The 25,924-nt window shown below is 49.0% G+C and carries 23 protein-coding genes and 5 tRNA genes; 20 read left to right on the top strand and 8 right to left on the bottom strand.

Annotated features, from left to right (window positions below; genetic code table 11):
• Positions 1-133: 133 nt before the first annotated feature.
• Positions 134-448: an FHA domain-containing protein gene (locus L1285_RS02900; RefSeq protein WP_235410929.1), complete on the top strand. Its 315-nt coding sequence runs from the start codon at positions 134-136 to the stop codon at positions 446-448.
• A gap of 4 nt (positions 449-452) precedes the next feature.
• On the opposite strand, the gene L1285_RS02895 is transcribed toward L1285_RS02900, so the two are convergent.
• Together L1285_RS02895 and folD are read right to left on the bottom strand one after the other, a co-directional pair.
• Positions 453-1,004, bottom strand: coding sequence for a GNAT family N-acetyltransferase (locus L1285_RS02895; RefSeq protein ID WP_235410928.1), 552 nt, complete (start codon positions 1,002-1,004; stop codon positions 453-455).
• A 129-nt stretch (positions 1,005-1,133) separates the two neighbouring features.
• Positions 1,134-1,988 carry a bifunctional methylenetetrahydrofolate dehydrogenase/methenyltetrahydrofolate cyclohydrolase FolD gene (folD, locus tag L1285_RS02890; protein ID WP_235410927.1) on the bottom strand — a complete coding sequence of 285 codons (855 nt, stop codon included), beginning with the start codon at positions 1,986-1,988 and terminating at the stop codon, positions 1,134-1,136.
• A gap of 381 nt (positions 1,989-2,369) precedes the next feature.
• Here folD and L1285_RS02885 point away from each other — a divergent pair.
• From L1285_RS02885 to L1285_RS02835, 11 genes are all read left to right on the top strand, one after another.
• Positions 2,370-2,446, top strand: a tRNA-Pro gene (locus tag L1285_RS02885).
• 68 nt (positions 2,447-2,514) lie between these two features.
• A tRNA-Arg gene (locus tag L1285_RS02880) sits at positions 2,515-2,591 on the top strand.
• Positions 2,592-2,614: 23 nt separating this feature from the next.
• Positions 2,615-2,690 (top strand) — tRNA-His (locus L1285_RS02875).
• Positions 2,691-2,709: 19 nt separating this feature from the next.
• A tRNA-Pro gene (locus L1285_RS02870) sits at positions 2,710-2,786 on the top strand.
• A 19-nt stretch (positions 2,787-2,805) separates the two neighbouring features.
• Positions 2,806-2,882, top strand: a tRNA-Pro gene (locus tag L1285_RS02865).
• A 331-nt stretch (positions 2,883-3,213) separates the two neighbouring features.
• Positions 3,214-4,521, top strand: a complete 1,308-nt coding sequence (tig, locus tag L1285_RS02860; protein WP_125721981.1) for a trigger factor — start codon at positions 3,214-3,216, stop codon at positions 4,519-4,521.
• A 287-nt stretch (positions 4,522-4,808) separates the two neighbouring features.
• Positions 4,809-5,426 (top strand): ATP-dependent Clp endopeptidase proteolytic subunit ClpP, encoded by a 618-nt coding sequence (gene clpP / locus L1285_RS02855; RefSeq protein ID WP_046003459.1) that lies wholly within the window; start codon positions 4,809-4,811, stop codon positions 5,424-5,426.
• A 143-nt stretch (positions 5,427-5,569) separates the two neighbouring features.
• Positions 5,570-6,853: an ATP-dependent protease ATP-binding subunit ClpX gene (gene clpX / locus L1285_RS02850; protein WP_046003460.1), complete on the top strand. Its 1,284-nt coding sequence runs from the start codon at positions 5,570-5,572 to the stop codon at positions 6,851-6,853.
• Between the two features lie 346 nt (positions 6,854-7,199).
• Positions 7,200-9,563: an endopeptidase La gene (gene lon, locus L1285_RS02845; RefSeq protein ID WP_235410926.1), complete on the top strand. Its 2,364-nt coding sequence runs from the start codon at positions 7,200-7,202 to the stop codon at positions 9,561-9,563.
• Positions 9,564-9,787: 224 nt separating this feature from the next.
• On the top strand, positions 9,788-10,060 hold the full coding sequence (gene hupB, locus L1285_RS02840; RefSeq protein ID WP_046003462.1) for a nucleoid-associated protein HU-beta: 273 nt from the start codon (positions 9,788-9,790) through the stop codon (positions 10,058-10,060).
• A 341-nt stretch (positions 10,061-10,401) separates the two neighbouring features.
• On the top strand, positions 10,402-12,315 hold the full coding sequence (locus L1285_RS02835; RefSeq protein ID WP_235410925.1) for a SurA N-terminal domain-containing protein: 1,914 nt from the start codon (positions 10,402-10,404) through the stop codon (positions 12,313-12,315).
• A 256-nt stretch (positions 12,316-12,571) separates the two neighbouring features.
• On the opposite strand, the gene L1285_RS02830 is transcribed toward L1285_RS02835, so the two are convergent.
• From L1285_RS02830 to pspF, 6 genes are all read right to left on the bottom strand, one after another.
• Positions 12,572-13,333, bottom strand: a complete 762-nt coding sequence (locus L1285_RS02830; RefSeq protein WP_046003464.1) for an ATP-binding cassette domain-containing protein — start codon at positions 13,331-13,333, stop codon at positions 12,572-12,574.
• Complete coding sequence (locus L1285_RS02825; protein WP_046003465.1) at positions 13,318-14,325, bottom strand: peptide ABC transporter ATP-binding protein; 1,008 nt, start codon at positions 14,323-14,325, stop codon at positions 13,318-13,320. The genes L1285_RS02830 and L1285_RS02825 overlap by 16 nt, the downstream gene beginning before the upstream one ends.
• Positions 14,325-15,218, bottom strand: a complete 894-nt coding sequence (locus tag L1285_RS02820) for an ABC transporter permease subunit (RefSeq protein ID WP_046003466.1) — start codon at positions 15,216-15,218, stop codon at positions 14,325-14,327. The genes L1285_RS02825 and L1285_RS02820 overlap by 1 nt, the downstream gene beginning before the upstream one ends.
• Positions 15,205-16,239 carry an ABC transporter permease gene (locus L1285_RS02815; RefSeq protein ID WP_235410924.1) on the bottom strand — a complete coding sequence of 345 codons (1,035 nt, stop codon included), beginning with the start codon at positions 16,237-16,239 and terminating at the stop codon, positions 15,205-15,207. Before L1285_RS02815 ends, L1285_RS02820 begins: the two co-directional genes overlap by 14 nt.
• A gap of 2 nt (positions 16,240-16,241) precedes the next feature.
• Entirely contained in the window at positions 16,242-17,840 is a 1,599-nt protein-coding gene (locus tag L1285_RS02810; protein ID WP_442960474.1) for an ABC transporter substrate-binding protein, read from the bottom strand.
• Positions 17,841-17,923: 83 nt separating this feature from the next.
• Positions 17,924-18,988, bottom strand: a complete 1,065-nt coding sequence (gene pspF / locus L1285_RS02805) for a phage shock protein operon transcriptional activator (RefSeq protein ID WP_235410923.1) — start codon at positions 18,986-18,988, stop codon at positions 17,924-17,926.
• A gap of 181 nt (positions 18,989-19,169) precedes the next feature.
• Between pspF and pspA the strand changes: the two genes are divergently transcribed.
• The 8 genes from pspA to L1285_RS02765 all read left to right on the top strand — a co-directional run bounded on the left by pspA (position 19,170) and on the right by L1285_RS02765 (position 25,861).
• Positions 19,170-19,829, top strand: a complete 660-nt coding sequence (gene pspA / locus L1285_RS02800; RefSeq protein ID WP_046003469.1) for a phage shock protein PspA — start codon at positions 19,170-19,172, stop codon at positions 19,827-19,829.
• A gap of 75 nt (positions 19,830-19,904) precedes the next feature.
• Entirely contained in the window at positions 19,905-20,138 is a 234-nt protein-coding gene (pspB, locus tag L1285_RS02795; protein ID WP_010386732.1) for an envelope stress response membrane protein PspB, read from the top strand.
• Positions 20,135-20,551, top strand: a complete 417-nt coding sequence (gene pspC, locus L1285_RS02790) for an envelope stress response membrane protein PspC (RefSeq protein ID WP_235410922.1) — start codon at positions 20,135-20,137, stop codon at positions 20,549-20,551. The genes pspB and pspC overlap by 4 nt, the downstream gene beginning before the upstream one ends.
• Before the next feature lie 85 nt (positions 20,552-20,636).
• Positions 20,637-22,043, top strand: coding sequence for a YcjX family protein (locus L1285_RS02785; RefSeq protein ID WP_235410921.1), 1,407 nt, complete (start codon positions 20,637-20,639; stop codon positions 22,041-22,043).
• Positions 22,040-23,116, top strand: a complete 1,077-nt coding sequence (locus L1285_RS02780; RefSeq protein WP_235410920.1) for a TIGR01620 family protein — start codon at positions 22,040-22,042, stop codon at positions 23,114-23,116. The genes L1285_RS02785 and L1285_RS02780 overlap by 4 nt, the downstream gene beginning before the upstream one ends.
• A 200-nt stretch (positions 23,117-23,316) precedes the next feature.
• Positions 23,317-24,495 carry a trans-sulfuration enzyme family protein gene (locus L1285_RS02775; protein ID WP_235410919.1) on the top strand — a complete coding sequence of 393 codons (1,179 nt, stop codon included), beginning with the start codon at positions 23,317-23,319 and terminating at the stop codon, positions 24,493-24,495.
• Between the two features lie 213 nt (positions 24,496-24,708).
• Positions 24,709-25,506, top strand: a complete 798-nt coding sequence (gene phhA / locus L1285_RS02770; protein ID WP_125721182.1) for a phenylalanine 4-monooxygenase — start codon at positions 24,709-24,711, stop codon at positions 25,504-25,506.
• A 10-nt stretch (positions 25,507-25,516) separates the two neighbouring features.
• Complete coding sequence (locus L1285_RS02765; protein WP_010386740.1) at positions 25,517-25,861, top strand: 4a-hydroxytetrahydrobiopterin dehydratase; 345 nt, start codon at positions 25,517-25,519, stop codon at positions 25,859-25,861.
• Positions 25,862-25,924: the final 63 nt, after the last annotated feature.

The following is a 25,924-nucleotide window of genomic DNA, read 5'->3' as shown; positions in this document are numbered from 1 at the left end:
CGCTGTAAGCTGGCGTAATGTCATCATTATTAAGTAACGATTACAATCTCATGCCCAACAGTTGGGAATTTCTTATTCCCGGGATACCTACTGTTGCAAGATTCGACGTCAGGACACTCAGATAGGCACAGGCATGGCACATCTTTTATTAGCACAAACCAATGATCATATCCTTCTCAAACCGCGTCACCGTTTTGGTCGAGCACAGGATGAGGTCGACACTCAGGTGTTTGGCATCGAAATCTCGCGCCACCATGCTGTGATTGTCTGGACAGGCGAGCAATGGACGCTCAAAGACACCAGTAAAAATGGCGTGTTTGTAAACCAAATTAAGATATCATCTGAAGTAGACACTGTGCTGAGCCTGGGTGATGTGATCACTTTTTCAGATTTACACCCTCACAGCTTTGTCGTAAGTTCTTTGGCCCCGCCGACTCAATCTGGCTGATGAGTTAAAGCTTGCGGCCCATGACGACAAATTGCAAATCGGGAAACAAAATACCTGGCTGAGGCGGCAGCAGTACTTTAAAGTGGTGTGCCTGCATCGCTGCAACTCGTGAAATCGGGCAATCTAACACAATATATCGGCAGCCCAACTGGTTAGCTAGCAGCAAGCGTGCCTTAATAAGTTGGGTCGCTAACCCTTGGCTTCGCCACTGCGTAGCGACGGCAAGTCGTCCCCAGGTGGCCAATGGGGTGATCAATTGGTCGCTTAGTGGTTGGTAAAGTTGTTGTTCGGGCAAATGTGCAAGATGCCCGCACAGGTTCATTCTGGCGGTTGCGACAATATTTCCCTGATTTTTTGCCAGCCAGATATATGCCTCATCGTCTGCGCGCTCAAGCCAGGAGTCTGACGTTGCACAATGACGGACGGTTTGTCCTTGCTCGCGCCATATTGAGCTTCGAAACTGCCCCAGTCTGAGTTTATCTGCATCACTCAAGGTGCCCGGGGTGTAACATTGCAGAGAATAGGTTTTTAATTGCGGTTGGGTGAACGCTGTCATCATGATCCTTTATATGATAGCAATAGCCGTACAACCCTAGTTCATATTTGAGAACATGCCAGATTTTGTTTGAAATTGAGACGAGGTAGGTGAGGGAAGCAGGTGCGGTGTGCACCTGCTATGAAGACATTAACTATGATAGTTTTCGCAGGCTTCGAGCGTGTTCTCAATCAGGCTTGCAACTGTCATTGGTCCAACGCCACCAGGTACTGGCGTGATGAAGCTGGCACGTTGCTCGGCAACATCATATTGTACATCGCCGACCAATTTGCCAGACTCAAGCCTGTTAATGCCAACATCGATGACCATGGCGCCTTCTTTTATCCAGTCACCCGGAATGAATTCTGGTTTACCGACGGCAACGACCAGTAGATCGGCACGGCGCACGTGGGCTTCGAGATCTTGGGTAAATTTGTGGCAAACGGTCGTCGTACAGCCTGCCAGCAACAACTCGAGTGACATGGGGCGACCAACTATATTGGATGCACCCACAACAACGGCATGCATACCTTTATACCTTACGCCGGTTGAGTCGAGTAAGGTGATGATCCCTTTGGGCGTGCAGGGGCGCAGCGCTGGCATACGCTGTGCCAGTCGTCCGACGTTATAAGGGTGGAAACCATCAACATCTTTGTGCGGGTGGATTCGTTCCAGCACTTTCTCTGCATCGAGCCCGTCAGGTAAAGGCAATTGCACCAGGATACCGTCAACGCTTGGATCCTGATTGAGCGTGTCCACCAACTCCAGCAATTGCGCCTCACTTGTGTCTGCGGGTAGATCATATGACTTAGATACGAAGCCGACTTCTTCACACGCTTTGCGCTTTGAGCCGACGTATACCTGGCTGGCGGGGTCCTGGCCAACCAGTACAACTGCTAGTCCTGGTGCTCTGAGTCCCTGATTGATCCGCGCTGCAACGCGGTTAGCTACGGTATTGCGAACCTGTTTCGCAATGACTTTACCGTCGATGATGTTTGCCGTCATGACTGACCTTTAAATTTAAGGGTTAATTACTTGAACGATTATAGAGTGTATTAAAGGGGGTACTCTATTTATTGGTGGCATGTGAGTTATTGAAATCAGTACTAAGCATGATAGGACAAAACTCAAAAAGCCGTCGCTATTTTCTCAAAAATCCCCTGAATAGCCAAGCTGGATCCGTCGCCGGGCGCTTTTATTACCATTGCAGCTGAAGAAATTGCTGGAAAACCAATCGTTTTGTTATATTAATTAAACGTTTTGCAGTAAAAATAGTCAGTTGACATGATTTCTAAAAAAAATGTTTGACCTCATCCGGGCAAATCACTATTATGCACCCCGTTGTCAACGAGGGGCTCGCAAGAGAAACTCTGAAATAACAAATTTCGGCGATTAGCGCAGCTTGGTAGCGCACTTGGTTTGGGTCCAAGGGGTCGCAGGTTCAAATCCTGCATCGCCGACCACTTTCTTTACTTTAAAGAGAGTAATCAACGAAAGTTGGTGGTATGCACGAAGAAGCATTCTTTGCGCCGCGCCCGTAGCTCAGTTGGATAGAGCAACGGCCTTCTAAGCCGTCGGTCGAAGGTTCGAATCCTTCCGGGTGCGCCATTTTAAAATCCACATTTGTAGTGGCGGCTGTAGCTCAGTTGGTAGAGCCCCGGATTGTGATTCCGGTTGTCGCGAGTTCAAGCCTCGTCAGTCGCCCCATCTACAAAACCTATATGTTCGGCGATTAGCGCAGCTTGGTAGCGCACTTGGTTTGGGTCCAAGGGGTCGCAGGTTCAAATCCTGCATCGCCGACCACTTTCAAAATTGATATATTCGGCGATTAGCGCAGCTTGGTAGCGCACTTGGTTTGGGTCCAAGGGGTCGCAGGTTCAAATCCTGCATCGCCGACCATCTCTTCTCTTCTACTTGTTCTAAATCTGTTTTATTTCCTTAATTTTGTCCTAAGCAACATCAATTATTTGCTGTGATTGCTCGACTCTCCCGTTTTATAGGTTATAATGCCGCGTCTATTATTTAACATAGCGCCCTGTATGGGCAGGCAGCAAGTCTGACGGGGATCAGCACTGATTCTTAAACATCAAATGTAGGGATGTTTTCAACGGTGATCTGCTTAATCGAGATTGAGCGGATATGATGCTCTGCTGTCATCTGGTCTGATAAAAAGTCGACTTGTTTGTAAGGAAGGCGCGTTGTCGCCAAAAATGAAAATTGAGGTTATATCATGCAAGTTTCTGTTGAGACGACTCAAGGTCTTGAGCGCCGTCTGACTATCACAGTTCCAGCTGAGAACGTTGAGACTGAAGTAAAAAAACGCTTACAACAACTGGCTAAAACACAGCGTATCGACGGCTTCCGTCCGGGTAAAGTACCAGTATCTGTTATCAAAAAGCGCTACGGTGCTGCGGTAATGCAGGAAGTTGCGGGCGAGCTGATGCAACGCAACTATATCGAAGCGATTGTTTCTGAAAAGATCAACCCAGCTGGCGCACCTACTTTTGCTCCTAAGTCTCTGGAGTCAGGTAAGGACCTGGAGTTCGATGCAACTTTTGAAGTTTATCCTGAAGTTGAGCTGAAAGATCTTGAGAAGATCTCAGTTGAGAAGCCAGTGGTTGACGTAACTGAAGATGACCTGGCTAACATGCTGGAAACTCTGCGCAAGCAACACGCAAGCTGGACTGAAAGCGACGCTGCTGCAGGCGAGAAAGACCGTGTAACTATCGACTTCCTGGGTACAGTTGAAGGCGAAGAGTTCGAAGGTGGTAAAGCGGAAGATTTCCCTCTTGAGCTTGGTCAAGGCCGCATGATCCCTGGTTTCGAAGATGGCATCATCGGTAAGAAAGCAGGCGAAGAAGTGGTTGCAGACGTAACTTTCCCTGAAGAATACCACGCTGAAAACCTGAAGGGTAAAGCGGCACAGTTCAAGATCACTGTGAAGAAAGTTGAAGTTCAGGAACTGCCTGAACTGACTGACGAATTCGCAACTAAGTTCGGTGTTGCTGAAGGCGGTGTTGACGCACTGAAAGAAGAAGTGAAGAAAAACATGACGCGTGAACTTGGTCAGGCTGTTAAAGCTCAGATCAAAGATCAAGCGATCAAAGGTCTTCTAGAAACGAACGAAGTTGAAGTACCTAAAGCACTTATCGACCAGGAAATCGATGCGCTACGTCAGCAAGCTGCACAGCGTTTCGGTGGCGATGCTAAGAACATGCCTGAGCTACCAGCTGAGCTGTTCCACGAGCAAGCAGTAACACGCGTTAAAACGGGTCTGCTGTTAGGCGAAGTGATCAAAGCGAACGACATCAAAGTAGATGATGCAAAAGTTGAAGAGCTAATCGAAACAGTTGCTTCTGCTTACGAAGATCCAAGTGAAGTAGTTGCTTACTACAAAGGCAACGACCAACTTATGCAGCAAATGCGTAATGTTGCAATGGAAGAGCAAGCGGTAGATGCGATTCTGGCAGCAGCTCAGGTTGCTGATGTTGAGAAGTCTTTCGACGACATCATGAACCCACAACAGGCGGCTCAGTAAGCCCTTTTGATATCGTCAAAGACGAAATCATTGACTTACTGTTAAGCTAACGTTTAAATGGCTCGTATTGCTCTGTGTTTTGCAGCGCTGCGAGCCATTTTTGTTTGTTTTCTCAAAGCAACACTATTGTGCGTATACTTTTGTTTATCAGCACCTTTTGTATAAACTTATACCTCAAAACCAGCTTGTTGTAACTCGGGTAAACAAATCCTGCTTGTCCTGTGTATTGAGACTGACAAGCAGCCAGGTTTTGCAGTGCACTTCCCTGTTTATAAGGAATCTATAAAATGAATGACGGTATGTTTGATCCTCTAAACGCGTTAGTCCCTATGGTTGTTGAGCAAACAGCGAAAGGCGAGCGTTCGTATGACATTTATTCTCGCTTGCTTAAAGAGCGCATTATCTTTTTGACCGGTCAGGTTGAGGACCATATGGCAAACCTGATTGTTGCTCAGCTGCTTTTCTTGGAATCAGAAAGCCCTGAAAAAGACATTTATCTGTACATTAACTCACCGGGTGGCTCAGTGACTGCAGGTATGTCGATTTACGATACAATGAATTTTATCAAGCCAGATGTGAGCACTGTGTGTGTTGGCCAGGCTGCCAGCATGGGTGCCTTCCTGCTTTCTGGCGGTGCTAAAGGCAAACGCTACTGCCTGCCAAACTCACGCGTTATGATCCATCAACCGCTGGGTGGTTTCCAGGGCCAGGCATCAGACTTTGAGATCCACGCCAAAGAGATCCTGACGATCAAAGAGAAACTGAATCGCCTGTTGGCTGAACATACTGGCCAGCCTTACGATGTCGTGGCCAATGACACGGATCGTGACAACTTTATGAACGCCGAGCAAGCCGTTGAATACGGTCTGGTTGATGCCGTTCATAGCAGCAGAAACATCAAGTAATCTGTTTCGGGCAGGCGTATTTCTAAACACTGTTAGATAAATGCGGTTGGCCCGGCTATGCTAAAGGCAAAATTCTTTGGTATAGTTAAAATATGTTTTATGTTATCGCAGTAGATAACTGACCAAATTTAAGAGGTAGCTGAATGTCAGACACTCCTACAGACGGCGACAAGAATAGTAAGCTCTTATACTGCTCATTTTGTGGTAAGAGCCAACACGAAGTACGCAAGTTGATCGCTGGTCCGTCAGTGTACATTTGTGATGAATGCGTCGAACTGTGTAACGACATCATTAGAGAAGAAATCAAGGATATAGCGCCGCAACACGATTCGTCTGATAAATTGCCGGTACCTAGAGAGATCCGCAATCACCTTGATGACTATGTGATTGGCCAGGAGCACGCTAAAAAAGTGCTTTCGGTTGCTGTGTACAACCATTACAAGCGACTGAAAAACCAGGGCCTGAAAGGCGATGTGGAACTGGGCAAGAGTAATATCCTGCTGATCGGTCCAACAGGTAGTGGTAAAACGCTACTAGCAGAAACGCTAGCACGTTTACTGGATGTGCCTTTCACTATGGCTGACGCCACCACTCTAACCGAAGCTGGTTATGTGGGTGAGGATGTTGAAAACATTATCCAGAAGCTCTTACAAAAGTGCGACTACGACGTTGAAAAAGCACAGCGCGGCATTGTTTACATTGATGAAATCGATAAGATTTCACGTAAATCTGATAACCCGTCCATCACCCGTGACGTATCGGGCGAAGGCGTTCAGCAAGCACTGTTAAAACTGATTGAAGGGACCGTTGCCTCGGTGCCGCCACAAGGCGGGCGTAAGCATCCTCAGCAAGAGTTTTTGCAAGTCGACACATCGAAGATCCTGTTTATCTGTGGCGGCGCATTTGCGGGTCTGGATAAGGTGATTGAGCAGCGCAGTCATACCAACACAGGTATTGGCTTCGGCGCTCAGGTGAAACTCTCAGACAGCGAACGTTCACTGAGTGAGACCTTTAAAGATGTTGAACCGGAAGATCTGGTCAAGTATGGTTTGATCCCTGAGTTTATCGGTCGTTTGCCTGTGGTTGCAACTTTGACTGAACTGGACGAAGACGCTCTGATCCAAATCTTGAATGAGCCTAAAAATGCGCTGACCAAGCAATATGGTGCATTGTTCAAGATGGAAGGGGTTGAGCTTGAGTTCCGTGAAGACGCGCTTAAGGCCATTGCTCGTAAAGCGATGGACAGAAAAACCGGCGCACGCGGACTACGCTCCATTGTAGAAGGTGTCCTGCTGGATACTATGTACGAACTGCCGTCCATCGAAGACGTAACTAAAGTTGTGGTAGATGAAACCGTCATTAAAGGTGAATCTGACCCAATTTTGATTTACGAAAACAACAGTCAGGATAAAGCTGCATCGGAGTAACGAGCGAGTTTTATCGCAAAAAGGAGCCTCAGGCTCCTTTTTTTGTCTACAGTTTAGTTGTACCAGCAAACTATATTACCAATTTCACTTAATACCTGTTCAATTTGACGGAGCAAATATGACGCTAACAGCGTTAAAAATTTCTCATTTAGGACAACTAAATAGCAAAATTTTTGCCTTGTTATCGAGCCTATTTTCTCGCCTCAAAATAGAACACTTAATTAAGCAAATTGGTATAAACTCAAACTAGAAATCGATACGGATTGGTATTTAGGTTGAACTTTTTAAAGGCAATCCCCATATACCTCCCTAATCCTTGAAATTAATGAAGTGCGAAGAGAATATAATGACGCTTGAGAGAATGGATCGAGTCGAAATACCCGTATTGGCACTGCGTGATGTGGTCGTATACCCTCATATGGTGATCCCGTTGTTTGTAGGCAGAGAAAAATCAATAAAATGCCTAGAAGCCGCGATGGAGAATGACAAGCAAATTTTTTTGGTGGCGCAAAAAGAAGCGTCAATAGACGACCCAGACACTGATGATATCTATCAGGTTGGCACCGTCGCTACCGTACTGCAACTACTTAAATTACCTGATGGCACCGTAAAGGTATTAGTTGAAGGCACTCAGCGCGCCAAGATAGAAAAGTTTTTGGTGACCGACGAGTACTTCATGGCAGAAGCGCAATTTATTGCGTCTGAAAACATTGAAGGCCCGGAGCAAGATATCTTCATCCGCAGTGCTATCAGTCAATTTGAAGGCTATGTAAAACTCAATAAGAAGATCCCGCCAGAAGTGCTGACTTCGGTTTCCGGGATTGATGAAACGGCGCGCCTTGCTGACACTATGGCTGCGCACATGCCTATCAAAGTACCTGAAAAGCAGAAAGTGCTCGAGCTATATAATGTCACTGAGCGATTAGAATATCTGATGGCGTTGATGGAAGGTGAAATTGACCTGCTACAGGTTGAGAAGAAGATCCGGTCACGCGTTAAAAAGCAGATGGAAAAATCGCAGCGCGAGTATTACCTCAATGAACAAATGAAAGCCATCCAGAAAGAGCTGGGTGAGCTGGACGATGTCCCGGATGAATTTGAAGCGCTGAAAAAGCGCATCGCAGAAGCGCAAATGCCCAAAGAGGCAGAAGAAAAAGCCACCTCCGAGCTGAACAAGTTGAAAATGATGTCGCCTATGTCGGCTGAAGCAACTGTGGTTCGCTCTTACATTGATACGCTGATCGGTGTGCCGTGGAAAAAACGCTCTAAGGTTAAAAAAGACTTGGCGAATGCGCAGAAAATCCTTGATGCTGACCACTACGGTCTGGAGAAAGTCAAAGATCGTATTATTGAATATCTTGCGGTTCAGCAGCGCACCAACAAGCTAAAAGGCCCAATTCTGTGTCTTGTGGGCCCGCCTGGGGTGGGTAAAACCAGCTTGGGGCAATCTATTGCACGTTCAACGGGTCGTAAGTATGTCCGTATGGCACTGGGTGGCGTGCGTGATGAAGCGGAGATCCGCGGTCACAGACGTACCTACATTGGTTCAATGCCAGGTAAATTGATCCAGAGCATGACCAAAGTGGGTGTAAAGAATCCCCTGTTCTTGCTGGACGAAATCGACAAAATGTCTTCTGATATGCGTGGCGACCCAGCTTCAGCTTTGCTTGAAGTGCTGGATCCTGAGCAAAACAGCAGCTTTGCCGACCATTATCTGGAAGTCGAATATGACCTGTCGGATGTGATGTTTGTTGCGACCTCTAACAGCTTTAACATCCCAGGCCCACTGCTTGACAGAATGGAAGTGATCCGTCTGTCGGGTTACACCGAAGATGAAAAACTGAATATCTCTAAACAGCACCTTATCCCGAAACAAATCAAGCGTAACGGGTTGAAAGAGCATGAAATTGAAATTGAAGACAGCGCGATCATAGATACCATACGTTACTATACCCGAGAAGCCGGTGTACGTAACTTGGAGCGTGAACTGTCAAAGCTGTGTCGTAAAGCGGTTAAGAGTATCCTGCTGAGTAAGTCCAAAGACAAGGTGGTGATCAACGGCCAAAACCTGGAAAGTTACCTGGGTGTTCAGCGTTTCGATTATGGTAAAGCAGAAGATGGCGATCGTGTTGGCCTGGTCACAGGTTTAGCCTGGACTGAAGTGGGCGGTGACTTACTGACCATTGAATGTGCGGCGGTACCAGGAAAAGGCAAATTAGCCTATACCGGTTCGCTTGGCGATGTAATGCAAGAGTCGATTCAGGCTGCCATGACCGTGGTACGCAATCGTGCCGAAAAGCTTAGGATCAATGAAGACTTCTATGAGAAACGTGACATCCATGTACACGTGCCTGAAGGTGCGACGCCAAAAGACGGCCCAAGTGCCGGTATTGCCATGGTCACAGCTCTGGTTTCCAGTCTGACCGGTAACCCGGTGCGCAGCGATGTGGCGATGACAGGTGAAATTACGTTACGCGGTGAAGTCCTCCCTATTGGTGGACTGAAAGAGAAGCTGTTAGCCGCGCACCGTGGTGGCATTAAAACGGTGGTCATTCCGAAGAAGAATGAGCGTGACTTGAAAGAGATCCCGCAAAACGTGCTGGAAGGTCTGGAAATCCACCCAGTGAGCTGGATTGATGACGTTTTATCTCTGGCACTCGCTCATCCAGTAGACAGTTTTGCCATTGAGTCGCAAAAGTCGGCCGGGTAAAGCAGAAAAAGTACATAAAAGTGCGTAAAAAGGGTTTTCAAATCTATATGGTATGCTAACTTAAGCACTGGATTAGCCTGGTAGCTTGCAACCCGCATGGTTACTAGGCTTTGAGACATTAGATGAAATAGAGAATCGTCAGATTTCTCTGAGTTAACTACAAAAGTGATGTTAGTGGTAAGCCCTCATCGCTCTTGATAATAACAATGTAAGAGGATGATATTGTGAATAAATCTCAATTAATCGATCAAATCGCAGCTGATGCTGATATTTCTAAAGCGGCTGCTGGTCGTGCTCTGGATTCATTCATTGAGTCAGTAACTGGTGCGCTAAAAGACGGTGACTCAGTTGCCCTAGTCGGTTTTGGTACTTTCTCAGTGCGTGAGCGTGCAGCGCGTACTGGTCGTAACCCACAAACTGGTGCGGCAATCGAAATCGCTGCAGCTAACATCCCATCTTTCAAAGCCGGTAAAACTCTGAAAGACGCGGTAAACTAAGCAGATTTCGCTCAGTCTGTCCGGTGACCTATGTTAAAATAGTGTGATTGGGCCAGATAAGCTTCAAGAAAAAAAGCGTATCTGCTAAGATACGCTTTTTTTATACCAGCTGGATAATGACGCACAGTCGCCTGACCAATGGCGATTTGGCTCAATGGGCTGAGTTGCATGTAAGTTTGCACTTCTGTGCTTGCAATTGCCGCACTTATCCATATAAATAGGTACAGAGATAAAACAGGGCGCTGGAGTATTGTGTTCAGCGAGCTTGGATACGCACATAAACCCACAGTACCGAGTGTGCTTGGACTTACGTGCTTGGACTTAGATAAGAGATAGAATAAATGCTAGAAAAGATTAGAGAAGGCTCACAGGGCCCGGCAGCCAAAATTATTCTTGGTGTAGTGATCTTGTCTTTTGCGTTGGCAGGGATCGGTGGTTACCTAGGTCAAACCACTGAGCAGGCCGTAGCAGAAGTTAACGGAGTTAAGATCACACAAGTGGAATTCTCCCGCGCCTATGAAAGTGAACGTCAACGGCTGGAGCGTCAGTTTGGTGAGTACTTTACACAAATCTCGGCAGATCCAGCATACATGGCTCAGATCCGCAGTGGGATCATTGACCGTCTGGTACAACAAGAACTACAAAACCAGCTAGCGATTGAGTTAGGCCTGAGAGTGAGTGACGAGCAAGTGAAGCAAGCCATTTTTGAGATGCCTTACTTTCAGTCAGGTGGCCAGTTCAGTAACGACAGATATCTGCAGCTGATCCGCCAGATGAACTTCCAGCCAGACTCTTTCCGAGAGTACCTGCGTGAAGAAATGACCCGTGATCAGTTGGTTTCTGCGGTTGCTGGGTCTGATTTTGTGTTGGACAACGAGCTAAAGCAAACGCTCGCTCTGCAACAACAAACACGTGACATTGATTACGTTGAGCTGAGCAAAGAAACAGTTAAAGATGAGGTATCCGTAACTGATGCTGAAATTTCTGACTACTATCAGCTCAATCAGGAGCAGTTCCAGGCGCCAGAGCAAATTGCGTTACAATATCTGGAGCTTAAGTCTGAAGATATTACCCTGGATCAGCCGGTCACTGACGAAGAAGTACGTGCTTACTATGAAGAAAACCAGGCGCAATACCTGGAAGAAGAACGTCGTCGTGTAGCACATATTCTGATTGAAAGCATTGACGATGCCGAAGCGGCGAAGCAAAAAGCGACCGCTTTGTACGAGCAGCTACAAGGTGGCAAAGACTTTGCCGAGCTGGCACAAAGCGAATCTGACGACATCGCTTCAGCAGAAATCGGTGGTGATCTGGATTGGATCGAGCGTGACATGATGGAGCCTGAGTTCGAAGAAGCGGCATTCGCGCTGGCAAATGTCGGTGATATCTCTCCTGTTGTCGAAACTGAATTTGGTTTTCACATTATCAAGCTAACCGATCTACAGGCGCAACAGTCAAAAGCATTCGAAGAGGTTGCAGCTGACTTGCGTGCAGAGTTGGAAAGTACTGCTAAAGCCAATGCGTTTTACGAGAAACAATCTCAAATCGCAGAGTTGGCGTTCGAAGTGGCAGATACTTTGGAAGATGCCGCGGCTGTCGCGGATATTGAGCTGAAGAGCACAGAGTTGGTATCGCGTATGGCGTTGCCTGCACCGCTTAACGATCCAAGCATTGCTAATGCTATTTTCACGCCTGAGCTGATCGAAGACAGAGTTAACTCAGAAGTGCTTGAAGCAGGCAACGAGCACATTGTTGTGGTTCGTGTTCTGGACCACAAGCCAGCGACTGTGAAGCCGCTGGAAGAGGTGACTGCGCAGATCAAAACACGTCTTGAGAACGAAAAAGCGTCTGAGCTGATTAAAGAAAAAGCGAACACGCTATATGCTCAGCTGGAAGAAGGCAAAGCACTGCGCGATATCGCTGCGGCAGAATCAGTCGAAGTGAAAAGCGAAACAGCCCTGAAACGTCAAAGCTTTACCGTTGCGCCGGAGATTGTCCAACAGGCATTCAAACTGGCACACCCGGATAGCGACCAGGCTCAGTCTGCGCTGGTTGAGCTAAATAGTGGTGATGCCGCGTTGTTGGTGCTTAAAGGGGTTACAACCACAGCGGTCACTGGTGAAGTGGAGCCACAGCAGAAGCAAAACATCACCATGTCTGTGGTGAACAAAAACTTCCTTGCTCTGTTGAGCGCTCTGGAGTCCGATGCTGAGGTGGTTCGTCCAACTTTACAATTTAGCGACGAAATGCAGTAAGTTACGCATAATCGAAGAGCTAAACGAAAAAACGCCGGGACCCCGGCGTTTTTTTATGTCTGAATTAACGAAGTCTCAGTGTTTATACCAATTTGCTTAATTAAGTGTTCTATTTTGAGGCGAGAAAATATGTTCGATAACCAGGCAAAAATTTGCGAACTTATACCTTAGGTAAAGGTTCTAAATAAGAAATTTTTAACACAGTTAGCGTCATATTTGCTCCGTCAAATTGAACAGCTATTAAGTGAAATTGGTATTAAACTGCTAGCAGCTTTTGCATAACCTTAGACTGAGGGGCACGAAAAATTGCTTCGCTGTTGCCGTATTCCACGCATCTTCCTCTGCTCAATACCAGTAACTTATCACTCATATGGCGAACTAAGCTAAGGTGGTGGGTGATCAGGATATAGCTTAAGCCATAATCACGTTGCAGTTCCAGCAGCAGGTTTACGGTTTGTGCCCGAACAGACGGGTCGAGTGACGACAGGGCTTCGTCCAGCACCACCACTTTAGGGTCCAAAATCAAAGCGCGCGCCAGCGCCACACGTTGCAACTGCCCGCCACTGAACATATGGGGATAGTAGTCATAATGTTCTGACAGCAAGCCAACACGAGACAAGGTTGCGACGATTTTTTTATCGCGCTGATGCTTGGTGAGTTGGGTATTTAAGCGCAAACAGTCGTCCAGCATATCGCCTATGGTCAGGCCCCGGTTGAGTGAGCGGGTCGGATCCTGAAAGATCAGCCGGATATGACGACAATCATGATTTTGATGACCGTTGTCTTCAATCATTTCACCACTTAGCAAAATCTGCCCCGAATCGGCGTGCTCAGCGCCAGCCAAAACCCGGGCCAGGGTACTTTTACCTGAGCCGGTTTCGCCAATCACCGCCAGCGTTTCGCCCGGAGCAACGGCAAAAGAGACATCTTTGAGCACCTTAACGCGCTTGCGTCGAAACAGGCCTGCCCGGGTGTTAAAGGTTTTATTCAGCGACTGCACCTTTAGCACGGGTTGCATTTTTTCTTCTCCTGGAGCAATGGAAAGTGACAAGCATAAGCATGACCGTGCGACTTAACCTGTTCCGGTGTGACTACACACTCACGCTGTGCCTGCGGGCAGCGGGGCCCCAGGCGGCAGCCAATCGGTAAGTGCTGTAAAGGGGGAATGGTGCCTTTGAGCGCAAAGAAAGACGCTTTGTGGCCAATCCCATGGGCGTAGTCAGGGAGCGATTTCACCAGGGCTTGCGTATAAGGGTGATAGGGGTGACAAAAGACTTTGGTTGTCGGGCCTGCTTCAACCATCTGACCACAGTAAAGGACATGCATGGCATGTGACCAGTCGGCAATTTCTTCCAGCTCATGGGTGATCATCAAAATCGACATGTTCTTCAGCTGGTTGAGGCTTTTCAATAAGCGGAAAACCTGCGCCCGAGTGGTGGTTTCGAGTGCTGTGGTTGGCTCATCTGCAATCAGAAGTTTGGGGCTTCGGGCAATGGCCATGGCTATCATTACCTTCTGGCACACGCCTTCTGAGAGCTCATGAGGGTAGCTGCTCGAAACCCGGCGGTGATCCCGGATCCCTACTTTATGCAATAGCGCTTTCACCTTTTCTTTGCGCTCATTACGACGGCTGAAAAAGCCGCCTTTAAAACAGTTATCAGGCAAAGATTCAGCAACTTGTTCAAAAATCTTGGCAGTCGGATCCAGGCTACGACTTGGCTCCTGGTAGATCATGGCGATATCCCGGCTCACCAGTTTACGGCGTTTTTCCGGGCTCAGGCGCATCAGATCCACCCCTTGCCAGTGCATCCGATCTGCCGTGATGCGCCAGCGGTTGTTCAGAACCCCGACTATGGCCTTGGCTATCAGACTTTTACCAGAACCGGATTCACCAACCAGCGCGTGTACTTCACCTTCTTTAAGGCTCATGCTGACCCGATCAACGGCACGTATCACGCCATTGTCTGTGGGTAACTCGATGGTGAGGTTTTTGATATCAAGTAATTGCATTAATCCGCCTTTCTCGCCTGCAATGCGTCACGTAACCCGTCACCGACAAGGTTAGTCGCAAGCACCGATAAAAACAACAGCGCCCCGGGCAGGCCCACGGTCCAGGGGGCAAGGTAAATGAGGCCCAGATTTTCCGCCAGCATAGCCCCCCACTCGGTGGTGGGCGGCTGAGCCCCGAGTTTCAAAAAGCCCAGAGCTGCAATGTCCAGGATGGCGGTAGACAAAGCGAGCGTGAATATCACCACGATATGCTCGTAAATATTGGGCAGTACACCGCGCACTATCAACTGCCAGCGGTTAGCACCATCCAGCCTGAAGGCACTGATATAATCTTTGTTAAGCTCTTCCACCACCAGGTTACGGATTGAATGAATGTACTGTGGCAGCAGCGCGAAAATAATTGCCCACACGGTATTGAATAAGCCCGGGCCGAGAATGGCAATAATGATGATGGCCAGCAGCAGCGAGGGAATGGCAAGGGTAATATCCAGCAGGTGATTGAGCAGGCTTGATTTAAAGCCCTGGCTGCATCCGGCTAAAGTGCCCAGCACAACGCCCAGCAAAGTGGTTAATAGTGCCGCGACAATGGACAAACCAAAGGTGTAAGTGGCGCCGCGCATCAGGCGAGACAATACATCACGGCCCAAGTCGTCGGTGCCAAGGATGAAATTAACATTGCCTTCATCGTGCCAGGACGGGGGCAGTAATAAGGCATCGGCATGCTGCTGATCAATGCCGTAGGGTGCCAGCAAAGGTGCCAGCACCGCAAGCAAGGTCAGCGCAATAAACAACCACAGACCAACCAGCGCCGGGTGATTGGCTTTAAATTTCCGCCACAGCCGGGATAGCGGAGAGCGGTTCGACTCTTCTGTAAAGAGATTAAACTTTGCCATGGGCCTGATTCCTGGCTATCGGGTCAAGGAGCGTGTGGATCACATCGGCCAGCATATTGGCGAAAATGACGAAAAAGGAGACCGCAAGCAGCCCCCCCTGAATGGCCGGATAGTCTCGCTGATAGATACTTTCAATCATCCAGCGGCCAATTCCCGGCCAGGAAAAAATTACTTCGGTTACCATGGCCAGCGTGATCAGCGTACTAAATTGCAGGCCGATTTGTTTTATCACCGGTAGCAGGGCATTGCGCAGAGCATGGTCAAGGATCAACTGACGGCGGTTAAGACCTTTGGCCCGGGCAGTTTTAATGTAGTTTTGTTCCAGTACGGTTAGCATGGAGTCCCGAGTGAAGCGAACAAGCACGGTTGTAGGATACATGGCTAATACCACGGTGGGCAGGCTCAGATGATGCAGCGCATCTGCAAAGGCCTGACCGCCATACGGAAAATCATGCAACCAGATATCCAGCAGAATAAAGTTGGTGACCGGGGGGATTTCATAAAGCAGGCCAATGCGGCCCGACATAGGAAACCAGCCAAGGCTGAGACAGAAAATCATAATCAGCAGCAGGGCCAGCCAGAACACGGGAATGGAGAACCCCAGTAAGGTCAGCGAGCTGATCATTTTGTCTGGCCATTTGTTGTGGTAAGCACTGGCGATAACACCGGCCGGGATCCCCAAGCACAGTGCCATAATCAGCGCATAAACGCACAACTCTATGGTGGCGGGAAAGAGCTGCTTTACATGACCGAACACCGCCTGACCGGAAGACAAAGACAGTCCCCAGTCACCCTCAAAGAGCCGGACCAGAAAGGCCTGGTACTGGATCAGCAAGTTATCGTCTATGTGATACTTTTGTTCCAGGATTTGTGTCTGGCTGAAATTGGCGTTCAGCTCACCGCTGAAATTGGTCAGCAGATCGCCGGGAAACATATAGTTCAGCGCAAAGGTGAAGGCTGTCAGTGCAAATAGCATAAACAGCAGCAAACTGAGGCGACGAAATAAAAAGTCAGCAAACATAGTTAGTTCTTCCTCGCGTTCGCCAAAGAAATACCGCCAAAGGGGCGCAACTCGATGCCCATCACGCTGGTATTGCTGGCCTGAAAGCGCATGCCATGGGCAATCGGCACAACCGGTAGTTCGGCAATCAACATTTGTTGCGCCTGCTGATAATACTGCTTACGCTGCTGTAGGTCGGTTGTATCCAGCGCCTGAGTCAGCAATAAGTCAAACTCCGGGTTACACCAGTTTGCCGGGTTTTTACCACTGAAGGTAGCGGTGCAGCTTAATAAGGGGCTGAAAAAGTTGTCCGGATCTGGCGTATCGGCGGCCCAGCCGAGTAATACGCTGTCGTGCTCATGGCGACCGACGCGCTCCAAAAAGGTGTTCCACTCGTATTCAACTATGGTTGCCCGGATCCCTATTTCACGCAGGTCACTCTGAATTAGCTCGGCCATTTTACGGGCATTGGGGTTATAAATACGCGACACGGGCATGGCCCATAAATCCATCTCAAAGCCATCCGGATAACCGGCTTGTGCCAGAAACTCCCGGGCACGCTCCGGGTCATAGCTGGGCATGGCCTGAGTCTGAAAGGCCCAGGAAGAAGGCGGTAAAATGGAGCGGGCCTGGATCCCATTGCCGTAAAACACCGCCTTCATGATTTTCTGAAAGTCGATACTGTGCGCCAGCGCTTTACGCACCAGGACGTTATCAAAGGGCGGCTTTTCGGTATTAAAGGCCCAGTAGCCAACATTCAGGTTGACGGCCTTATCAACCCGGATATCTTTGCGCGCCGCCAGAGTTTCCAGCTGAGTGGCGCTGGGGTGCGCGGTAATGTCGCACTCTTTGGTCAGCATCTTTGCAATGCGGCTGGTATTGTTGGTGGTGATGTCATACACCAGCTGATCCATCGCCAGGTCATGCTTCCAGTAATCCGGATGTTTGTGGTAACGGATCAGGTTATCGCGCAAAAAGCCCTTGTATTTGTAGGGGCCAGTGCCCACGGGCAGCATGTCGAAATCTTGCTTGCGCTCTTGCGCGACCAGTTGCATGGCGTACTCCTGTGACAGGATCACGGCAAAGTCGGTGGCAATGTTGGATAAAAAGCTACTTTCACTACTGAATAGCTCAAACCTTACTGTGTAGTCGTCTACTTTGACTATCTGGCGGATCAACTGATCCATGCCAACACTCTGGAAATAGGGGTAATTGGCATCGCCGACAAAGTGAAACGGATTGTACACATCGAACAGGCGGCTAAACGAAAACACCACGTCATCGGCAGTCATAGTGCGGGTGGGGGTAAAATAGTCTGTACTATGAAAAGAGACGTCTTTACGTAGCGTAAAGGTGATTTGCTTACCGTCTTCGCTGATCTCCCAATTGGTTGCCAGTTCAGGGCGAAACTCCGCAGTGAGCGGATCTATGCTGATCAGAGTGTTGTATAACTGGTTGGCAATAATGTCTATGGTTGAACCCGTTGTGGTGACCTGCGGATTAAACGACACCGGGTTGGCTTCGGCGCAATAGACGATCCCCTGGATCTTGCGCTGTGCCTGCGCTTTGTTATCACTGCAGCCACTGAGCAGCAGTGCGATAAACGCACTGATAGGTAGCAGCCAGCCTTTGCCCAGATGCTGACACAATGTCACCAGACAGGGAGTCTGGGTCGGTGGTTTATCAGTTGCTCTGTTAGCCACGGCTAAGCCTCTTGTTGCGAGTCCAGGAGATTGTATTTTTTCAGATAGCCCCGTAACTGATGATAAGTCAGGCCAAGGTTCTGGGCGGTTTTTTTCTGGTTAAACTGGCTATGCTCCAGGGCATTGCGCAGCAGATCGATTTCAAATTCATTGGAGAGCGACTTTAGATCGCACGGGAATGAGGCAACCGACGGTTTTGTCTGCGGCGTTTGCGCCTTGACCACAGGAGCGGCCGCTGCCTGAGTTGGCGCCTCTGTGGCTTTTTTAATTCTTTGAGTAGGTCGATAGGGACTGGCAAACGGGTCAAAAACAATCTGATGCACCGCCAGCTGTTCACTGCCGTGGCGATACAAACTCCGCTCCACCACATTTTTTAGCTCCCGAATGTTGCCCGGCCAGGGATATTCAAGCAGCAACTCTGTGGCACTGCGGGTAAAGCCACTGAATAAAGACCAGCCTAAGTCGCGAGCCATGTTAATGGCAAAATGTTCCGCCAGCAGCAGAATATCTTCTTTGCGCTCACGCAGAGGAGGAAGTGTGATGACGTCAAAGGCTAAACGGTCGAGCAAGTCATGACGAAACTCACCATTATCCGCAAGGGTGGGTAAGTCTTCGTTGGTAGCGCAGACAAGTCGGGTATCGACCTTGACCGTTTGCTTACCGCCAACCCGTTCAAATTCACCATACTCGATCACCCGCAGGAGTTTTTCCTGCACCATGGCTGAGGTATTCGCCAGCTCATCAAGAAACAGCGTACCGCCATTGGCGCGCTCAAAGCGGCCCTCGTGTCGTTTACTGGCGCCGGTGAAGGCACCACTTTCGTGACCAAACAGCTCACTTTCTAGTAAGTTTTCGTTTAACGCCGCGCAGTTGAGTTTGACATAGTTCTGATCCCAGCGCTCGGATAAGTAGTGCAGACGGGCCGCAATCAGCTCTTTACCGGTACCACGCTCACCGATGATCAGCACCGGTTTCTCCAGTGGAGCAAGCTGCGAGACCTGATCCAATACAGCAAGAAAGCTATCCGACTGGCCGAGTAAATTATCCTGTTGGCGAAACTGACTCATATTGCCTAACTCTTAGTATTTTTGACTAACATCTAGTGTATTTTAAAAAGTGATGAAGCGAAAGTGTTTTTCTATTATTATAACTTGTTGATTTTAATAAATTAATTTTATTGAAAAGTTGGCAAGCTAATTGATACATCTAATCAGCAAACTAAATTACTAACCAAAGAGGTAATAGATTATGGGAATCTTTTCACGTTTTGCTGATATTGTTAATTCTAATATCAATGCGATTCTGGATAAAGCGGAAGATCCAGAAAAAATGGTCCGTTTGATCATTCAGGAAATGGAAGACACCTTAGTGGAAGTCCGTTCAACGTCGGCAAAAACGCTGGCTGAGAAAAAGGAGCTGGAGCGTCGTGTTGAGCAGTTACGTACTCAGGCCCACGACTGGCAGCAAAAAGCCGAGCTGGCGCTGACCAAAGACCGTGAAGATCTGGCCCGGGCGGCGCTGCTTGAAAAGCAAAAAGCCACCGATGCCGCAGACAGTGTGACGCAAGAGCTGGCACATGTTGAGTCGCACATTGAGAAGCTGCAACAGGAAGTCACCACGTTGCAAGAAAAGCTGGCCGATGCCAAAGCGCGCCAAAAAGCCATTGTGTTGCGTCAGCGTTCAGCTGAATCTCGTCTGGATGTTAAAAAGGCACTGGATAGCAGTAAAGTCGAAGATGCACTGAATCGCTTTGAGCGTTACGAGAGCAAAATCGATGGACTGGAATCTCAGGTTGAGTCTTACGATTTAGGCAAGAAATCACTGGCCGATGAAATTGCCGATCTGCAAAAGAATGAGAAAGTCGACGACGAGCTTGCGGCACTGAAGAAAAAATTAGCCGATAAGTGAATTTGACTGCACCTGCTGTTAAGGTAGGTGCAATAATGAAAAGAACAACGTGCCCAGGTTAGACAGGAGAGGAATATGTTTGATGCAGAGATTTTAGTCGCCCCGATCATCATCTTTATGATTGTAGTGGCACCGCTATGGTTGATCCTGCACTATCGTAGCAAAAAGCAGGTCAGTCAGGGGCTGAGCGAACACGAACACCGCCAGCTGGTAGAGCTGGCACACAAAGCAGAGAAAATGGCGCAACGCGTTGAAACGCTGGAGGCCCTGCTTGATCAAGAGTCACCAGAATGGAGACGCAAAGTATGAGTAAACGTAGACGAGAATTATACCGCGACCCGAAAAGGGGTAAATTGGCGGGAGTGTGTGCGGGACTGAGCGATTACTTTGACATGGAGCTGTGGCTGGTTCGGATCCTGTTTGTCACTGCGGTGTTGTTATCCGGAGGCCCGCTGTTTATTGTTGTTTATATCGCCTGTTGGTTTATTCTGGATAAGAAAGCTGAAACACCACAAGCCCCAGGCACGAACAGCACCTATGCCAGCAAAGACGAAGATCCTGTCTCGGTGAAGTTTAAAGTCTGGCAAAAAGGCGAGCCGCCACGTCAGGCACTGTTTGACCTGAAAGAACGTTTAACGCGCCTGGATGGCCGTATCCAGCACATGGAAACGTACGTTACTTCGAGCGAATACACTGTAAAGCGAGAGATCAACAAGCTCTGAGTGAATGATTAGATGCAAAGGGGGCGCTGCCCGAGCGATGGCAGCCATGCCACCTTTGCCGATATAATAAGGAATAGATGCCTTTATGAGTGTATCCGGCCTGACTGCCAGGGCGCTGCAAAAGCTACAGCAAACCACCCACAAAACCCTCAACCGAAGTCTCGACAGGCATGTTAAGCTGGCTGTAACCGGATTCAGCGGCAGCGGTAAAACGGCCTTTATTACTGCCCTGGTTAAACATTTAACCACTCAGGCGACAGCGCAAAACCTGCCTTTTTTTGAAGTAGTGCGTGAGCAGCGACTGGTCGCCTGCAAACAGGTGCCACAAAGCGCACTGGATATTCCCAGTTTTGAATACCAAAACGCGGTGCAACATTTACTGGCCGATCCACCCAGCTGGCCACCGTCCACCCAGCGGATCAACACCCTGACACTGGCGCTAAAGTTTCGCTCTACGCAGGGGGTGAGACAGCACCTGAGCGACACGCACACCGTTTATCTGGAGCTGATAGATTATCCGGGTGAATGGTTGATGGACTTGCCGATGCTGAACCAGGATTTTGCCCGCTGGAGCGAGCAACAGCTTAAGCGCCTGGCTCAGCCGGATTATGCGCACATCAGTGCGCCTTTTTTGCAGCAGCTTGCCAAATTTGATGCGACGCACGCAGTGGATGAAAGTGCGCTGGCGGCGCTGGCTAATAGCTATGCGGATGTACTTAAGCAGCTCAAGGCACAAACCCGTTTGGCGCGGTTGCAGCCGGGCCGTATGTTGATCCCCGGTGAGCTTGAAGGGGCGCCTATTTTACAGTTTTTCCCGGTATCCGGATTGGATGCCGTGCCCGAGCAGAGCCAGTATCATCATCTTGAACAGCGTTTTGAGGCCTATAAAAAGCAAGTGATCACGCCTTTTTATCGTGAGCATTTTTGCCGCTTTGACCGTCAGCTGGTGCTGGTGGACCTGCTCAGTGCACTCAACGACGGCCACACCACGCTGACAGAAACGCAATCCGCTTTAAGTGATACGCTGGCGATGTTCCGCCATGGTAAAAGCGGGTTTCTGTCGCGGCTGTTTCGTCCCAGCATAGACAAGGTGTTGTTTGCGGCCAATAAGTGTGACAGTGTGGCACTGGCCGATCAGGATAAACTGACGCGTTTATTACATGCTCTGCTGTTGCCCAGCGAAAACGAATTAAAGTTCTCAGGCGTGGAAATCGATACCATGGCAATTTCATCGGTAAAGAGTACACAGCCGAAACAGTTGACCGAGCAGGGTAAAACCTTGTCCTGTATTTATGGCAAGCCGGTGGGGGAGTCAAATTATATCAGTTATCTTCCACCGATCCCGCCCGAGCATTTGCCCAGCGCACAGCAATGGCCCGCTCAGGGGTATGAGTTCTTATCTTTTGAGCCTTACCCGGCTTATCAGGGGCAAATCGAACATATCCGGCTCGATCATGTATTACAGTTTTTATTGGGAGATAAACTTCAATGAGTGAACCATCCCAGTCACATCGCGGACGACGAGTTCAGGTTGAAGCGGCCCCCGAGGCGCCACAGTCAACGATAGCACCGGAGGCCGAACAACAGGCGCGGCGCGTTGAACAAGGCGCAGAGCAGGCTGATATGAGCACGTCTGATGAGCGCGAGCAAGCGCTTGATACTGAGTTGCAAGCGATCCCCTTGGAGCCTGTTGTACAACCGGCCCGCTCTGGGCTGACCTGGCGTAAGTTATTGCTGCTGGGCCTGGCCGTGCTGATCCCGGTCGAGATGACGCTGACACTGCTCGATGCGCTTAACCGCAGCTGGGTTCTGGCCGGGTTATATGGACTGGTGATTGTCAGCGCACTGGTTGTGTTGGCAAAATTCTGCTGGTCAGAAGTACGTGCCCTTGGCAGGTTGAAAAAGCTTGAGCAGCAGCGGGCCGGGGCACAAAGGTTGTTAAATAGCAACCAAATTGGCGAAGCTCAAACTTGGTTAAAGCCGCTTCTGAAGCAGCATGACAAGGCGCAGGTCAGTCAGTTTATGGCGACCATACAACCCCACTTTACCGATCAGGAAGTACTGACGCTGTACGACAATACCTTACTTCAGGATGTGGATGAGCGCGCCCGCTCGCTCATCGCGCAGTTTGCCAGCACTTCCGCACTGATGGTGGCGATAAGCCCCATGGCCATTACCGATATGCTGGCCGTGTTGTGGCGCGGAGTTGTGCTGATAGAAAAGATAAGCCAGCTGTACGGGATTAAACTGGGTTATCGCAGCCGCATTGAGCTTTACCGCTTACTGCTCAAACAGATCATTTTTGTCGGGGCCAGTGAGTTGCTGAGCGACCTGGCAGCCACCAGCTTGGGCGCTGAGTTATTGGGCAAACTGTCGGCACGCTCTGCACAAGGGCTCAGTGCTGGCGTGTTTACCGCTCGGCTGGGCTATAAAGCCATGGCTTTATGTCGGCCTATCCCCGTCAGCAAGCCTGCCGCAGGCTACTTATCGCAGACGGCCCGGAAACTGGCGAACCTGTTAATTCGCCAATCCACTAACAGGTCGGATGAGACTGGTAAAAAATAGTGTGTAAGTACACACTATTTTTAAATGTGTTTATTTATTTGTATTTTTTGTTTTCCTCCCTTTGTTATGACAACTTATGTGTACACCCGGGCTAATTTAACCGGCCCGGGTTAGCCATCTGCGCGTCCGGCACGCTTGTACATTTTTGTGCCATGGAATATCTAATTGGTATTCGTTCGAATAACAAAAATAGGCAAGCAATGAAGAAGTTACATGATCAGACCAATTGTATTCACGGTCCACACCACTTTGATGACCCGCATGGTGCCCTGACGGCCCCTTTGTATCAGAGTTCGACGTTTAAGTTTAAAGATGCGGCACAGGGGGCTGCGCGCTTTGCTGGTGAAGAGGCCGGCTATATTTATACCCGCCTTGGCAACCCGACGACCCGAGAGCTGGAAGAAAAACTGGCTCAGCTCGAAGAGATGGAAGATGCGGCGGCCACGGCCACGGGTATGGGCGCAGTCTCTGCCTCTGTGCTGAGTTTTTTACAGCAGGGCGATCATCTAATTGCCTCTAAAGCACTGTATGGGTGCAGCTTTGCCTTATTTGCCCACATGCTGCCCAAGTTTGGCATTGAGGTCACCTTTGTCGATATGACAGACGAGCAGGCGCTGGTCGACGCGTTGCAGCCAAACAGCAAAATGCTATTTGCCGAAACGCCGATCAACCCCAACATGACGGTACTGGACCTGGCCATGCTGGGACAGTTTGCCCAGCAACACAAGCTGATCAGCGTTATCGACAACACCTTTATGACCCCGTTACTACAAAAGCCCAAGCATTTTGGCATAAATATCGTGATCCACAGTGCAACCAAATACCTTAACGGCCACGGCGATGTCGTCGCCGGTATTGTCTGTGGCAGCGCAGAGCACATTGAAACCATTAAACTCACTGTACTGAAAGACATCGGTGCAACCATCAGCCCACACGACGCCTGGTTAATCAATCGCGGCCTTAAAACGTTGCACTTGCGTGTTGCAAGGCATTGTGAAAGTGCGCAAAAAGTGGCGGAGTTTCTGGATAGCCACCCTAAGGTAGATACCGTTTACTATCCGGGTTTGCCATCGCATCCGGGCTATCGATTCCTCGGTGAGCAGATGAAAGGCGCCGGTGGCGTGATTGCATTTGAGATCAAAGGTGGCGTCAGTGAAGGCGAGAAATTTATTAATGCGACAGAGCTGTGCACCCTGGCAGTGAGTCTGGGCGACCCGGAAACGCTGATCCAGCATCCGGCATCCATGACACACTCTCCTTACACGCCTGAAGAGCGTCAGGCAGCCGGGATCTCGGATGGTCTGATCCGTATTTCCGTTGGGCTTGAGGCCGTCGAAGATATCATCGAAGACCTGGGAAAAGCGTTTTTGTGTATATAAATGTTTACATCAAATTGCTTTGCAAGCCCTATAAATAAAGGGGTGTGTTTTTTGGTGGTCAGTTGTGTAAGTTGAGGTGTACAAAATTGGCCTTTCTGGCCGGGCCGATTTAAGGCCTGGCTATTAAACTTTTCCTCACTTTTACATAGTATCCGGGTAACACTTTGACGCGTTGTTTTTGTTCAGATGCGACGCATTACCAAGAAGGTTACTATGGCTAAATCGAGTAAATACACGTCTAAACAGCCCAACGAGCAGGGCCTGATCGAATGGACAGAAGAAGAAAATCAGATCTGGTCTGAACTGGTTGCCAGACAGCTTGAATGCATCAAAGGCAAAGCGTGTGATGAATATCTCGAAGGCCTGCAAAAAATCAATTTACCCCACGACCGTATCCCGCAGCTACACGAGCTGAACGAGGTACTGGAGCGTGAAACGGGCTGGCAGGTCGCGCCAGTACCGGCGTTGATCGACTTTGATGAGTTTTTCCGCCTGCTTGCGAACAAGCAGTTCCCGGTTGCCACTTTTATCCGCAGTCGCGAGGAGTTTGATTACCTGCAGGAGCCGGATATTTTCCACGAAATTTTTGGTCACTGTGCCATGCTGACTAACCCGGCATTTGCGGAGTTTACGCACAAGTACGGCCAGCTGGGCTATGCCGCAGAGAAAAAAGACCGCGTTTACCTGGCCCGTTTGTACTGGTTTACCGTTGAGTTTGGCTTGATGCAAACCAAAGATGGCCTGCGCATTTATGGCGGCGGGATCTTATCAAGCCCGGGTGAAACTCAGTACGTTTACAGCAACGAGCCAGAGATCAACCCGTTAGAAGTACTTGACGTGCTTCGCACACCGTATCGAATTGATATTATGCAGCCTTTGTACTACACCATTAACGCCATTGACGATTTGTTTGATATCTCACAAATGGATATTATGGCGCAGGTACGTAAGGCCAAAGAACTGGGTCTGTTTGAGCCTAAGTTCCCACCTAAAAACAAACTAGCAAGTTAAGGATTTATTGATGTCTGATTTAAGTGCACAAAAATGTGAAGCGTGTCGTGCGGATGCGCCTAAAGTGTCAGATGCCGAATTAGCTGAACTGATCAAGCTGATCCCGGATTGGGTGCCAGAAGTACGTGACGGCATTATGCAGCTTGAGCGTGTTTATAAGTTTAAGAACTTTAAGCAAGCCATTGCATTCACCAACAAAGTGGGCGACATGGCGGAAGATGAAGGTCACCACCCGGGTCTGTTGACCGAGTGGGGCAAAGTGACAGTAACCTGGTGGAGCCACTCTATCAAAGGCCTGCACAAAAACGACTTTATCTGCGCGGCGAAAACCGACGAGATCTTTGCCGCACTATAAGTGTTGGGCAAATTAAATTAAAAAAGGCGCATCAGCGCCTTTTTTAATGCCAGTAGGATTGTC

It is taken from the genome of Pseudoalteromonas sp. DL2-H2.2, from assembly GCF_021532535.1.
Classification (GTDB): Bacteria; Pseudomonadota; Gammaproteobacteria; order Enterobacterales; family Alteromonadaceae; genus Pseudoalteromonas; species Pseudoalteromonas rubra_A.
This window is presented reverse-complemented; position numbering and strand designations above follow the sequence as displayed.